Consider the following 13134-nt stretch of genomic DNA (forward strand, 5'->3'; position numbering starts at 1 on the left):
AAAGGGCCCCGCCGAAGCGGGGCCCTCCTCCACGGCTACTGCCTCAGTCGTCGTACGCGTCCAGCGGCGGGCACGAGCACACCAGGTTCCGGTCACCGAAGGCCTGGTCGATCCGGCGCACCGGCGGCCAGTACTTGTCGGCGGCCGACACCCCGGCCGGGAAGACGGCCTCCTCACGCGAGTACGCGTGCTCCCACTCCCCACCGAGCGCGGCTGCGGTGTGCGGCGCACCGCGGAGCGGGTTGTCCTCGGCCGGCCACTCGCCCGCCCCGACCTTCTCGATCTCCGCACGGATGGCGATCATCGCCTCGCAGAACCGGTCCAGCTCGATCAGGTCCTCGGACTCGGTCGGCTCGATCATCAGCGTGCCGGCCACGGGGAACGACATCGTCGGCGCGTGGAAGCCGTAGTCGATGAGCCGCTTGGCGACGTCGTCGACGCTCACGCCGGTCGCCTTGGTCAGCGGACGCAGATCGATGATGCACTCGTGCGCGACGAGCCCGCCCGGACCGGTGTAGAGCACGGGGTAGTGCGGCTCCAGCCGCTTGGCGATGTAGTTGGCGCTCAGCACGGCCACCTGCGTGGCCCGCTTCAGCCCCTCGCCGCCCATGAGCCGGACGTACGCCCACGAGATCGGCAGGATGCCCGCGGAACCCCAGGGAGCCGCAGAGATCGGCCCGACACCCGTTGCCGGTCCTGCGGCCGGCTGCATCGGGTGGTTCGGCAGATACGGCGCCAGGTGCGCCCGTACACCGACCGGCCCGACACCCGGACCGCCGCCGCCGTGCGGGATGCAGAAGGTCTTGTGCAGGTTGAGGTGCGAGACGTCACCGCCGAAGTGCCCCGGCTTGGCAAGCCCCACCAGGGCGTTGAGGTTGGCGCCGTCGACGTACACCTGCCCGCCGGCCTCGTGCACCTGCGCGCAGATGTCGGCGACATGCTCCTCGAACACACCGTGCGTGGAGGGGTACGTGATCATCAGCACCGCCAGCTCGTCGCGGTACTGCTCGATCTTCGCCCGCAGGTCCTCGACGTCGATCTCGCCGTCCTCGGCGGTCTTCACGACGACGACCCTCATCCCGGCCATCACGGCACTGGCGGCGTTCGTGCCGTGCGCCGACGACGGAATCAGACACACGGTCCGCTGCTCGTCGCCGTTGGCCCGGTGGTATCCGCGTACGGCGAGCAGTCCGGCCAGCTCGCCCTGCGATCCGGCGTTGGGCTGCAGGGACACCTTGTCGTAGCCGGTGACCTCGGCGAGCCGCTCCTCCAGCTCACGGATGAGGGTGAGGTAGCCCTGTGCCTGCTCGGCGGGCGCGAAGGGGTGCAGCTGCCCGAACTCGGGCCAGGTGACCGGCTCCATCTCGGTGGTCGCGTTGAGCTTCATGGTGCAGGAGCCCAGCGGGATCATGCCCCGGTCGAGCGCGTAGTCACGGTCGGCGAGCCTGCGCAGGTAGCGCAGCATCGCGGTCTCGGAGCGGTGCTGCTGGAAGACCGGGTGGGTCAGGTAGTCGTCGGTGCGCAGCAGACCGGCGGGAAGGGAGTCCTCGGTCGCCGCGTCCAGCGCCTCGATGTCGCCTTCGACGCCGAACGCGGTCCACACGGCGCCCAGTTGGGCCCGGGCGGTGGTCTCGTCACAGGCGATCGACACGTGGTCGGCGTCGACGAGGTGAAGGTTGACGCCGTTCTCCCGCGCGGCGGCCACCACCGCGCCGGCGCGGCCGGGCACCCGCACGGTGAGCGTGTCGAAGTAGGAGCCGTGCACGACCTCGACCCCACCGGCCTCGAGCCCCGCGGCAAGGTTCGTGGCGTACCGGTGGGTGCGCCGCGCGATCGCCTTGAGCCCCTCCGGCCCGTGGTACACGGCGTACATCCCCGCCATGACGGCGAGCAGCACCTGGGCCGTGCAGATGTTGCTGGTGGCCTTCTCCCGCCGGATGTGCTGCTCACGGGTCTGCAGCGCGAGCCGGTAGGCCTTGTGCCCGTCGGCATCCACGGACACACCCACGAGCCGTCCGGGCAGGCTGCGGGCGAACTTCTCGTGCACCGCCATGTAGCCCGCGTGCGGCCCGCCGAAGCCCATCGGCACACCGAAGCGCTGGGTGGTCCCGACCGCTATGTCCGCGCCGAGCTCCCCGGGCGACTTCAGCAGAGTCAGCGCGAGCAGGTCGGCGGCAACGGTGACGAGCGCACCGAGCTCGTGCGCCTGGTCGATGAGCGGCTTGATGTCGCGTACGACGCCGGAGGCGCCGGGGTACTGGACGAGCACACCGTTGATCTCACGCCCGGCGACCTCGGCCGGAATGCCGTCGCTGAGATCGGCGACCACGACCTCCACACCCGTCGGCTCGGCACGGGTCTCGATCACGGCGATGGTCTGCGGCAGCACGTCCGCGTCGATCAGGAACAGGCCTTTCTTGTTCCTGCCCATGCGCCGGGACAGCGCAACGGCCTCGGCGGCGGCCGTTCCCTCGTCGAGCAGCGAGGCCCCGGAGGTGGGCAGCCCGGTCAGGTCGGCAACCATGGTCTGGAAGTTCAGCAGCGCCTCGAGCCGCCCCTGCGAGATCTCGGGCTGGTAGGGCGTGTAGGCCGTGTACCAGGCGGGATTCTCCATCACATTGCGCAGGATGACGGGCGGGGTGAAGGTCCCGTAGTACCCGAGGCCGATCATGGAATCGAGCACCTGGTTCCGGTCGGCGAGCGACCGCAGCTCGGCCAGCACCTCGGCCTCGGTGCGCGCACCCGGGAGCTCCAGCGCATCCGAGTTCTTGATCACATCCGGCACCGCGGCGGCGGTGAGCTCGTCCAGCGAGCCGTATCCGACGTGCGCGAGCATCTTGGCCCGTGCCTCGTGATCAGGCCCGATATGGCGCTGCTCGAACGGGATCCCCTGTTCGAGCTCGGAGAGCGGAATGCGATGGGCGGTCATTTGCGGAGGCCTCCTGGTCTGACACGACCTTCGAGGGGCACCACGGCGCGGGTACCCGGACGGCCTCCCCCTCTGTCATCTCAACCTGAGAGCTTCACCGGATCACCCGAGGGCGTCCGGCTTTCACCGTCGGTGAGAGCGGAAGCCGTCGACACCCGCCCTGCTTTCCAGAGTGACCTCGTCCGTGCGGTACGTGGGCCTGAGAGATTCCGGGGAGGATTTGCTCCTTCGGCGCCTCCGATGGTGTCTGGAGGACTCTCCCGCACGGGGTCAGCAGCCGCTGTCAGCCTACCAGCGAGCACAACGACCGATCCTTCGAGTGGCCGCCATCTCCAATGTGCTCTTTTGTAGTGCTTACGAATGAGTTGCGACCAAGTGGAGGGCCCGTGCAGACCGACATCGATCCGCGCAACCTGATCGGCCGCAAGGCGTTCGACCGCAACGGCACCAAGCTCGGCACCATCGACGAGGTCTACCTCGACGACGCGACCGGTGTGCCGGAGTGGGCGGCCATACGGACCGGCCTGTTCTCCCGGGACGCGTTCGTACCTCTGGAGCCCAGCGAACTGATCGAGGGCACTCTCCACGTCCCCTTCGACCGTTCCCTCATCAAGGACGCCCCCGACTTCGGCGTCGGCCGCCACCTCTCCCCCGAACAGGAACTCCAGCTCTACCACCACTACGGCCTCGACATCGCCGCTCCCCCCTCCTTCCCGGACCACGACTTCGGCAAGCTCGCGGGTACGGAGGACGCGGACGCCTAGCCCACCCCGCCCCACCGCGCCCGGCCCCCGCGCGGACCGGCACCGTCCCGGGTCAGGCGCCGACCCCATGCACGGGCGCCCCGGGTCCCCCCGCCACCAGCGGCAACGGATCCGCCGGCTCCAGCTCAGGGTCATCGGTGCGAAACGTCCGCACCCGCCCCGGCTCCGAATCCGGTGTCTCGAACCGCACGGTCACCCGCCCGAGCCCACTTCCCTGCACCCACCCGTGCCCGAACTCGGCATGCCGCACATCGTGCCCCGCGGGCCACCGCCGCTCGACAACCACTTGCTGCTCGTCCACGGGCTCCTCGTCCGCCTCGTCGGCCGAATGTTCCGCGCCTTCCCCCGCCGCCTGCGCGAACAGATCTTCCTGCGTGTAGTCGGCCAGCCCGCTCACCCCGACCCCCAGCAGCCGCACACCCCCCGTCGTGTCCACCGAATCCAGCAGCCGGGCGGCAGCCTCCCGCACCACCGCCGGATCGTCCGTGGGCCCGCGCAGTGTCTCGGAACGAGTCAGCGTCGAGAAGTCGTAGCGCCGCACCTTCAGCACGATGGTCCGCCCCGAAAGACCCGCCCCCCGCAACCGCCGCACACACCGGTCGGCCAGCCGCTGCACCTCCAGCCCCACCCTCACCCGGTCGTGAATGTCCACGTCGTACGTGTCCTCGACCGACACCGACTTGGCCTCCCGCTCTGCCACCACAGGCCGGTCGTCGTGCGCCAGCGCCATGGCGTACAACGCGTGCCCATGGGCCTTGCCCAGCAGCCGGACGAGTTCGTCCTCACCGGCTTCGGCGATCTCGTCGACCGTGGTGATGCCGGCCCGCCGCAGATGGTCCCCCGTGGCCGGCCCCACCCCTGGCAGCATCCGCACCGACATCGGTCCGAGCTTGGCCCGCTCGGTCCCGGGCTCGATCAGCACCAGCCCGTTCGGCTTGGCCTCCTCGGAGGCGATCTTCGCGAGCATCTTGCAGGCAGCAAGGCCCACGGACCCGGTCAGGCCCGTATCCGTCCGTATGTCGGCGCGCAGCTTCTCCCCCACCAGCCGCGCCGACGCGGCGTCCCAGGCCGCCTCCCCGGCCTCCAGGTCCACGAACGCCTCATCCAGGCTCAACGGCTCCACCAGCGGCGACAGCGAGTGCAGCAGCTCCATGACCTGCTCGCTGATCGACCGGTAGAACCCGAAGCGCGGCACCAGATACGCGGCGTTCGGTGCCAGCCGCCGCGCCTGCGCCATCGGCATAGCCGACCGCACCCCGAAGACCCGCGCCTCGTACGAAGCGGTGGCGACCACCCCGCGCGGCCCGAGCCCGCCCACGATCACGGCCTTCCCGCGCAGACTCGGCTTGGATGCCTGCTCCGCCGAGGCGTAGAAGGCATCCATGTCGAGATGCAGGATCGTGGGCGCGTTTCTCACATCTCCGATGCTGCCCTACGCCACTGACAATGCCGTCCTGAGACCGCCGAAGCGCTCTGAGAGGCCGCAGGGGACGCGGTCAGACCGCCCGGTTCCGCCGCCGCGCCAGCTCGTCCGCCGGGTTGTGCCCGACCAGGGTCTCGCCGGTGTCGATCCGCTCGCCGTGCAGCTGCGAGAGCGCACTGTCGACGTCCCGCCACACCACACCGACGGCGATCCCGAAGATCCCCTGGCCGCCCTGGAGCAGCGCGTGGACCTCGTCGGGCGAGGTGCACTCGTAGACCGTGGCGCCGTCGCTCATCAGCGTCATGCGCTCCAGGTCCCGGAAGCCCTGCTCACGCAGGTGCACCACCGCGGTGCGGATGTTCTGCAGCGACACACCGGTATCCAGGAACCGCTTGACGATCTTCAGGACGACGACGTCCCGGAAGCTGTACAGCCGCTGCGTGCCCGACCCGTAGGCGGGCCGCACGCTCGGCTCGACGAGCCCGGTACGGGCCCAGTAGTCCAGTTGCCGGTAGGTGATGCCGGCGGCCGCGCAGGCCGTCGGGCCGCGATAGCCGATCTGCTCGGACGCCATGGACGCCGACCCTCCGCTGCTCGGCACGGCCGTCGGTCGCTGCGGAGCGTGATCGGCCGCGCTGCCGTGAAGCGGGTACGGACCGCTCTCCCCCAGACTGCGTCCGGGGGCACCCCCAGCCGTACCGTCGCCGCTGCTTCTCACGCCGACCTCCGTCCTTGACCTGCCATCTCGACGGTAGGCAGTCACCAGGGGTGCGTCAACGATCGCCACACTCGGCACGCCGAGTGATAATCACCCTAAGAGTGGTTTCCCGCACCCCACCGCGGGGAAAGGCTAGCCGAATGCGCTCGGAGGGGGCCGCAGGACGCTCTCACTCGCCGTTGGCATTTGCCGGCATTCGAGCCGTGACGGGCCGCGAACCGGCCCGCTGCGGAGTCCGACTCCGCCGGGCCGCCCACGCCTCACTGACTGCTTGTCCCGAAGTCCTCCGGCGAGATCTGGTCGAGGAACTCGCGGAACTTCTCCACCTCGTCCTCCTGCTCATCCGGAATCGCGATGCCTGCGTCGTCGAGCACGCCGTCGCTGCCGTAGATCGGCGTTCCGGTGCGCAGGGCCAGCGCTATGGCGTCGGAGGGACGGGCACTGACTTCGACCCCGCTGGCGAAGACCAGCTCCGCGTAGAAGACGCCCTCACGCAGATCCGTGATGCGTACTTCGGTCAGCTCCTGACCGACGGCCTCCAGCACGTCCTTGAACAGGTCGTGGGTCAGCGGTCGTGCGGGGGCCATGCCCTGCTGGGCGAAGGCAATGGCAGTCGCCTCCCCGGGCCCGATCCAGATGGGGAGGTAACGGTCGCCTCCCACTTCACGCAGGAGCACGATCGGTTGGTTGGAGGGCATTTCGACCCGGACACCTACGACATCGAGCTCGTTCACACAGCAACCCTAGGACCTGCCCGGGACGTTTGGGTAGTCGAGCCGAGAACGGGAGGCCGATCCGGCCGCCGCGGACGCGCCGGAGTCAGGGCAGTCGCACACCGAGCGCGGTCTGCACGAGGGCGGCATGCAGCTTCACCGTGAGCGCCGCCAGCTCCTTCGTACGCGCCTGGGCATGCGCCCTGGTCTGCGGATTGCGGTGGCGCTTCAGCGGGGCCACCACCTGGTCCACGAGCCCGGCCTCACGGTCGGCGGCGGCCTTCATGGCCCTCAGGTGCCGCGGTTCGATCCCGAACCGCCCGAGCTCCACGACGAGCGCCGCCACGGTCACCGTCTCCGCGTCGTACGCCCCGTCCGGCAGCGGCGCGACCAGGCCGTACGACTCCCACTCCTCGAGTTCCTGCTCGCCGATCCCGGCGGCCGCGAGCAGCTCGGCCCGCCCGATCCGAGCCGCGGTGGGCCCCTCGGGCGCCTCGAGGAAGGCCTCGCCGTCCCGCTGGCGTCCCACGACGGGCAGCGGGACGGCCTCACCGCGCTCCATGGCGTCCAGATGCTCGCGGATCACCTTGAGGGGCAGATAGTGGTCCCGCTGCATCCTCAGCACGTGGCCGAGGCGCTCGACGTCGTCCGCGCTGAACTTGCGATAGCCCGACGGGGTGCGCTGCGGCTCGATGAGCCCCTCCGACTCCAGGAAACGGATCTTGGAGATGGTGACTTCGGGGAACTCGTCGCGCAGCACGTTCAGCACCGTGCCGATGCTCATCAGACCGCCGTCCGTGCCGGCGGTGCCGTGCCCGGCACCGCCGCTCGGTGTTCGAAGCATGGACATTCCCTTGGGGTCCCCCCGGACGGGGTCTGGGGGGGAGGGTCAGTAGCCCCGCTGGCTTGCGTAGAAGACCAGCCGGTACTTTCCGATCTGCACCTCGTCACCGTTGTTCAGAGCGACCTGGTCGATCCGCTCGCGGTTGACGTACGTGCCGTTCAGGCTGCCCACGTCGGCCACCGTGAACGAGCCGTCCGCACCACGGCGGAACTCCACGTGCCGGCGCGAGACCGTCACGTCGTCCAGGAAGATGTCGCTCTGCGGATGACGCCCGGCCGTGGTCAGGTCGCCGTCCAGCAGGAAGCGGCTGCCCGAGTTCGGCCCGCGGCGCACGACCAGGAGCGCGGAGCCCAGCGGCAGCGCGTCGACGGCCGCCTGGGCCTCGGGAGAGAGCGCCGGCATCTGCGTCTGACCGGTGACCTCGGCGTCGTAGGCCTCGATGCCGGAAATCGAGATCGTGGACGTCGTCTCGGACGGTCGCTCGGCCGCGCCGCCGGCCCGCAGCGGGGCGCCACAGTTGGAGCAGAAGCGGCTGTTCTCCGCGTTGCGGTTACCGCACCTCGTACACACCAGGGCCGACATAGGGGAAAACCCTCCACCCGTACTTGAGGTTGACGGTTGCCCGAAACCTATGCCGCCGGACTGCGCAGGGTCAACAGACGGCGCGCCCTGACCTCCGGGAATGTCACCACCCGGACCAGGGACCTGGTCCCGGAACAGCGGGCGCTGGCCCTCTGCGTCGGGCTGTGCGCGATGACGAGCGGTCGCGTTGTCGCTACCCTCTCGCGCGCTCTTGCCGAACAACTTCGCAAACAACTTCACGGGCGATTCCCCTTGACCGAAACAGACCCGCCCGTGGGGCAGGACGAACCCTGATTGCATACACCGGCCGACCCGGACATCCTCACAACGTCCGTAGCCACCAGACAGTTTCCACCACGCACCACCCATTCGGTGCGCCGACCCCCCGCAACCTCATGCCCTCGCCGGACGTCGCCCATGCACCGCATGTTCACTGGGAGGACGACCGAGCGTAGTCAGGCCGCTTCGCCGCTCGCAAGGCATCCACGACGATCTTGTTCGACCGCTCGACGGCAACGGTGGCCTGCTCCTTCTCAAGAGTCTGCACCACGCCTCCCGGGATGTTGAGCGCCGGTTCAAGGTCCGCCGGCTTGCCGATGACCTTGAAACGAAAGGGAGCGTTGATCTTGTTCCCGTCCACGCTCACGCTCTTGCCGGAGTCGGTGAAGTAGGTGTTGGCGACGACACGCACGTCGTTCACCTGGATCGCCTCCGCCCCTGCCGCACGCAGCTCCTGGATCGCGTCGAGCAGCATGTCCGCCTGGACCGTCCCCTTCGTGTCCTCGATGGTCATCGTGATGCCGGGCCCCTGCGCGGCCACCGTGCCCGCCAGAATGCCGAGTTGCTTCTCCTTCTCGACGGTCTGCTTGCGGGCCTCCTCGGCCTGGTCGGAGCTGTTCTCCAGCTCGTCGCGCTGCTTCTGCAGTCCCTGCTTCTCGTCCTCAAGACGCTGTGTACGGTCGTCGAGTTCATCCAGGATGCGAACGAGATCTTCCTGACGCGCACCGCGCAGAGCACTGTCGCTGTTGCTGTTGGAAGCCACCTGGACGGCCAGGCCGAAGCCGAGGCCGAACAGCAGGACGGCGACGATGAGTTGGGCGCGGGTGACGCGCGGCGGCCAGAGGCCCTTCACCAGCCGCTGCCGCCCGGTGAGAGAGGGCTGCTTCTCCTCGGGAGCTGCCATCACATCGGGAGCTGCCGTCACATCGGGCTCCGTCGCCGGAACCTCCTCCGGAAGTTCCTTGCGCAGCCTGTTCTCCGGCGTCTCTTCGTTGTCGCTCATCGGCCTCACGCCCGGAACACGTGCCGGCGGATCGCCGCGGCGTTGGAGAAGATGCGGATCCCGAGGACCACGACGACACCGGTGGACAGCTGGGCGCCCACACCCAACTTGTCGCCCAGGAACACGATCAACGCGGCCACGACCACGTTGGACAGGAACGACACCACGAAGACCTTGTCGTCAAAGATCCCGTCGAGCATGGCCCGCAGACCACCGAAGACGGCGTCGAGCGCCGCGACGACGGCGATCGGCAGGTAAGGCTCGACGACCGCCGGAACCTCAGGCCGGACCAACAGGCCGGCCACGACTCCCACTACGAGGCCCAGTACGGCGATCACGATGTGCCCTTCTCAGTCTTCTCGGTCTTCGGCTGTGCTGTACGTACGATCACACTCGGTGCGGCAGGCAGCCGGAGATCGCCCTCCACGGAGATGCTGGTCCGGATGCCGTAGGTCTCCTGCAGGGCGTGCAGATACAGCCCGTCGGCGCTGTTCTGGAACCTGCTGCTCATTTGCTTGCCGTTCCCCACGGCCAGCACCGTATAGGGAGGAACCAGCGGCTTGTTGTCGACCAGTATCGCGTCCCCCGCGGCCCTGATCGCCGAAAGCGCCGTCAACCGCTGCCCATTGATCGAAACGGCCTCGGCCCCCGACGCCCACAGCCCATTGACCACACGCTGCATGTCGCGGTCCCGCACTCGACCGGTGTCGGAGAAGTCCGAGGTCTCGCGCGGGTTGCCGTTGCCGCCGCTGGTGGCTTCCTTGGCGTCGTTCACGACCAGTTTCACGCCCGGGCCGTGTACTGCGACGGCACCCGACAAAATCCCCACCAGCTCCGACTGATCTCCACTGCCGCTCTTCTTGAGGGCCTCCCGCTGGCGCGCGCTCACGTCGTCGCGCAGCTTGTCGACGGAGCCCTCCAGTTTGTCCGCCGCCGTGGTCTCCCGGTCGATGCGGTTGATCAGTTCCTCGCGCTCCTTGGCGACTACGGGAGCAGCCACCCGAGCCTGTGCCGCTCCGACGGTCACGACGAGAGCCGCGAGCACCAGCCCGGCGGCCAGGCCGAGCCTGGCCTGAAGGGTCTTCGGGAGACCACCGTCGCCCGCGGCCTTCTTCCTGGCGGCCGCCTCGGCGTAGCCGTCGTCCAGGCTGTGGTCCATGACGTTGGTGAGCAGCGACATGGAGGCGTCCGGACGCGAGGGGCGCGTGGGTGTGCTCCGAACGGGGGGCTGCTGCGGCATGCCGCACATCGTCGCATGTCGCGACCACTACCTCCGAATGGCCCCACCGGCGTGCCGGACGGGCCCCCTTGGGGACACCTGTCCGGCACGCGCGCGTGCTGCGTCTTTCAGCGGCCGGCGCTGTCCACGACCGCCGACCACTCGTCGAGCAGGGCCTGAGCGGAGGCGTCGTCCGGCCCCTCCGCCCACAGATGGGTGACCGCCTCGGCCGGGTCGGGCAGCACCATCACCCAGCGCCCGTCGGTCTCCACCACCCGCACGCCGTCCGTGGTGTCCACGAAGCGGTCTCCGGCCGCCTCGACCACTCGCCGCATCACAAGTCCCTTGACGGCCCAGGGAGTCGCAAGATCCCGCTTGAGGACGTGTGCCCGCGGAATCCGGGCATCGATCTGGCTGAGTGTGAGCTGTGTCCGCGCCACCAGTCCGATCAGCCGTACGAAGGCCGCCGTACCGTCGAAGACACTGCTGAACTCGGGGACGATGAAGCCGCCCTTGCCGTCACCGCCGAAGATGGTCGAATCGTCGCCTCCGACCCTCGTCAGATCGTCGGGCGAGGTCGTCGTCCACTCCACCTGCGTCCCGTGGTACGCCGCGACCTGTTCGGCGATCCTCGTCGTGGTCACCGGCAGCGCCACCCGCCCACTGCGCCGCTCCGCGGCCACCAGATCCAGCATGACCAGCAGCGCGCGGTCGTCCTCGACGATCCGCCCCTTCTCGTCGACCAGCGACAAGCGCTCGCCAACCGGGTCGAACCGCACTCCGAAGGCGGCCCGCGACGACGCCACGATCTCACCGAGCCGCACCAGCCCCGAGCGCCGCACATCGGCGGACTCCGTGGGCCGCGACTCGTCGAGCCCGGGATTGATGGTCAGCGAGTCCACACCGAGCTTGCCCAACAGGCTGGGCAGGACCAGCCCGGCACTGCCGTTCGACGCGTCGACGACGACCTTCAGTCCGGACTCGGTGATCCCGGTCGTGTCGACGTTGCGCAACAACGAGCCGGTGTACGAGTCGAAGACGCTGGCAGGAAAGTGCAGGTCGCCGATCTCCCCGGGGAACGCACGCCGGTACTCCTGCCGCGCGAACACGCGGTCCAGCTTTCGCTGGCTGCCCTGCGACAGATCGGCGCCGTTCCCGTCGAAGAACATGATGTCCACGGAGTCCGGCACCCCGGGCGTGGTCCGGATCATGATCCCGCCGGCGCTGCCCCGCGCCGTCTGCTGCCGGGCAACGGGCAGCGGTACGTTCTCCAGGTCCCGTACGTCGATGGCGCTGGCCTGCAGGGCGGAGATGACCGCCCGCTTCAGCGCACGGGCGCCCCGGGAGTGGTCACGGGCGGTGGTGACGGTGGAGCCCTTCTTCAGAGTCGTCGCATAGGCGCCGGCCAGGCGCACGGCAAGCTCGGGCGTAATCTCCACGTTCAGGATGCCGGACACCCCACGCGCGCCGAAGAGATGCGCCTGGCCCCTGGACTCCCAGATGACCGAGGTGTTGACGAAGGCGCCGGCCTCGATGGTCTTGAACGGGTAGACCCGCACATTGCCCTGAACGATCGATTCTTCACCGATGAGACACTCATCGCCGATGACCGCGCCGTCCTCGATCCGCGCGGCACGCATGATGTCGGTGTTCTTTCCGACGACGCATCCACGCAGATTGCTGTGCTGCCCCACGTACACGTTGTCGTGCACAACGGCCTTGTGCAGAAACGCACCGCTCTTCACAACGACGTTCGAGCCCACGACTGTGTGCTCACGAATTTCCGCACCGGCTTCGACCTTGGCGTAGTCGCCGATGTAGAGCGGGCCGCGCAGCACTGCGTCGGGATGTACCTCGGCACCCTCGGCCACCCACACGCCCGGGGACATCTCGAAGCCGTCGATCTCGACGTCGACCCTGCCCTCCAGGACATCGGCCTGCGCCTTCACGTAACTCTCGTGCGTACCGACGTCCTCCCAGTACCCCTCCGCGACATAGCCGTAGATCGGCTTGCCTTCCTTCATCAGCTGCGGAAAGACATCCCCGGACCAGTCCACGGGCACATCCGGCTCGACATAGTCGAAGACCTCGGGCTCCATCACATAGATGCCCGTGTTGACAGTGTCGGAGAAGACCTGCCCCCAGGTGGGCTTCTCGAGGAAGCGCTCGACCTTTCCTTCTTCGTCGACGATCGTGATACCGAACTCCAACGGATTCGGCACACGTGTCAGACAGACAGTGACGAGCGCACCCTTTTCCTTGTGGAAATTGATCAGCTCGGTGAGGTCGAAGTCGGTCAGGGCATCACCGGAGATGACGAGGAAGGCATCGTCCTTCAACGCCTCTTCCGCGTTCTTGACGCTCCCTGCGGTACCGAGTGGCTTCTCCTCATTGGCATAGGAGAGCTCCATTCCGAGCTCTTCGCCGTCACCGAAGTAGTTCTTGACCAATGAGGCCAGGAACTGGACAGTTACGACGGTCTCGTTCAGCCCATGCCTTTTGAGCAGCCGTAGCACATGCTCCATGATCGGGCGGTTGGCCACGGGCAGGAGCGGCTTGGGCATGCTTGAGGTCATGGGGCGAAGGCGTGTGCCTTCACCTCCGGCCATCACGACGGCCTTCATGTCGGAAGCGTCCTCCTCAAAGAGACGACGGTCTAG

The 13134-nt window shown here is 68.4% G+C and carries 11 protein-coding genes and 1 riboswitch; of the genes, 1 reads left to right on the forward strand and 10 read right to left on the reverse strand.

Translation table 11 applies throughout. The features are described from left to right. Window positions 1–43 precede the first annotated feature (43 nt). Entirely contained in the window at window positions 44–2929 is a 2886-nt protein-coding gene (gene gcvP / locus EDD92_RS08715; RefSeq protein ID WP_123963777.1) for an aminomethyl-transferring glycine dehydrogenase, read from the reverse strand. Window positions 2930–3106: 177 nt separating this feature from the next. Beyond that, window positions 3107–3202, reverse strand: a riboswitch (glycine riboswitch). Between the two features lie 113 nt (window positions 3203–3315). Between gcvP and EDD92_RS08720 the strand changes: the two genes are divergently transcribed. Continuing rightward, on the forward strand, window positions 3316–3693 hold the full coding sequence (locus EDD92_RS08720; RefSeq protein WP_030948175.1) for a PRC-barrel domain-containing protein: 378 nt from the start codon (window positions 3316–3318) through the stop codon (window positions 3691–3693). Between the two features lie 52 nt (window positions 3694–3745). On the opposite strand, the gene EDD92_RS08725 is transcribed toward EDD92_RS08720, so the two are convergent. The 9 genes from EDD92_RS08725 to EDD92_RS08765 all read right to left on the reverse strand — a co-directional run bounded on the left by EDD92_RS08725 (window position 3746) and on the right by EDD92_RS08765 (window position 13098). Further along, window positions 3746–5110, reverse strand: a complete 1365-nt coding sequence (locus EDD92_RS08725; protein WP_123963778.1) for a DNA polymerase IV — start codon at window positions 5108–5110, stop codon at window positions 3746–3748. Between the two features lie 79 nt (window positions 5111–5189). Further along, complete coding sequence (locus EDD92_RS08730; RefSeq protein ID WP_123963779.1) at window positions 5190–5834, reverse strand: MerR family transcriptional regulator; 645 nt, start codon at window positions 5832–5834, stop codon at window positions 5190–5192. A gap of 260 nt (window positions 5835–6094) precedes the next feature. Continuing rightward, a complete protein-coding gene (locus tag EDD92_RS08735) occupies window positions 6095–6568 on the reverse strand; it encodes a bifunctional nuclease family protein (RefSeq protein WP_004002801.1) in 474 nt (157 codons plus the stop codon). An 85-nt stretch (window positions 6569–6653) separates the two neighbouring features. Beyond that, window positions 6654–7391, reverse strand: coding sequence for a MerR family transcriptional regulator (locus EDD92_RS08740; RefSeq protein ID WP_123963780.1), 738 nt, complete (start codon window positions 7389–7391; stop codon window positions 6654–6656). A 45-nt stretch (window positions 7392–7436) separates the two neighbouring features. Then, complete coding sequence (locus tag EDD92_RS08745) at window positions 7437–8342, reverse strand: FHA domain-containing protein (protein ID WP_123963781.1); 906 nt, start codon at window positions 8340–8342, stop codon at window positions 7437–7439. Window positions 8343–8403: 61 nt separating this feature from the next. Then, complete coding sequence (locus tag EDD92_RS08750; RefSeq protein ID WP_123963782.1) at window positions 8404–9255, reverse strand: DUF881 domain-containing protein; 852 nt, start codon at window positions 9253–9255, stop codon at window positions 8404–8406. A gap of 5 nt (window positions 9256–9260) precedes the next feature. Continuing rightward, window positions 9261–9593, reverse strand: a complete 333-nt coding sequence (locus EDD92_RS08755; RefSeq protein ID WP_003988855.1) for a small basic family protein — start codon at window positions 9591–9593, stop codon at window positions 9261–9263. Continuing rightward, a complete protein-coding gene (locus EDD92_RS08760; protein ID WP_185123969.1) occupies window positions 9590–10495 on the reverse strand; it encodes a DUF881 domain-containing protein in 906 nt (301 codons plus the stop codon). The genes EDD92_RS08755 and EDD92_RS08760 overlap by 4 nt, the downstream gene beginning before the upstream one ends. Before the next feature lie 107 nt (window positions 10496–10602). After that, complete coding sequence (locus EDD92_RS08765; protein WP_123963784.1) at window positions 10603–13098, reverse strand: mannose-1-phosphate guanyltransferase; 2496 nt, start codon at window positions 13096–13098, stop codon at window positions 10603–10605. Between the last annotated feature and the right edge of the window lie 36 nt (window positions 13099–13134).

Origin of the sequence: Streptomyces sp. TLI_185 (assembly GCF_003814765.1) — a bacterium.
Lineage (GTDB): Bacteria > Actinomycetota > Actinomycetes > Streptomycetales > Streptomycetaceae > Streptomyces.

Bases quoted from the DNA above. Each gene is read 5' to 3' on its own strand.
- gcvP (WP_123963777.1), bottom strand. From the start codon at position 2,929: ATGACCGCCCATCGCATTCCGCTCTCCGAGCTCGAACAGGGGATCCCG.
- EDD92_RS08740 (WP_123963780.1), bottom strand. From the start codon at position 7,391: ATGCTTCGAACACCGAGCGGCGGTGCCGGGCACGGCACCGCCGGCACG.
- EDD92_RS08745 (WP_123963781.1), bottom strand. From the start codon at position 8,342: ATGGGTGGTGCGTGGTGGAAACTGTCTGGTGGCTACGGACGTTGTGAG.
- EDD92_RS08750 (WP_123963782.1), bottom strand. From the start codon at position 9,255: ATGAGCGACAACGAAGAGACGCCGGAGAACAGGCTGCGCAAGGAACTT.
- EDD92_RS08760 (WP_185123969.1), bottom strand. From the start codon at position 10,495: ATGCCGCAGCAGCCCCCCGTTCGGAGCACACCCACGCGCCCCTCGCGT.
- EDD92_RS08765 (WP_123963784.1), bottom strand. From the start codon at position 13,098: ATGAAGGCCGTCGTGATGGCCGGAGGTGAAGGCACACGCCTTCGCCCC.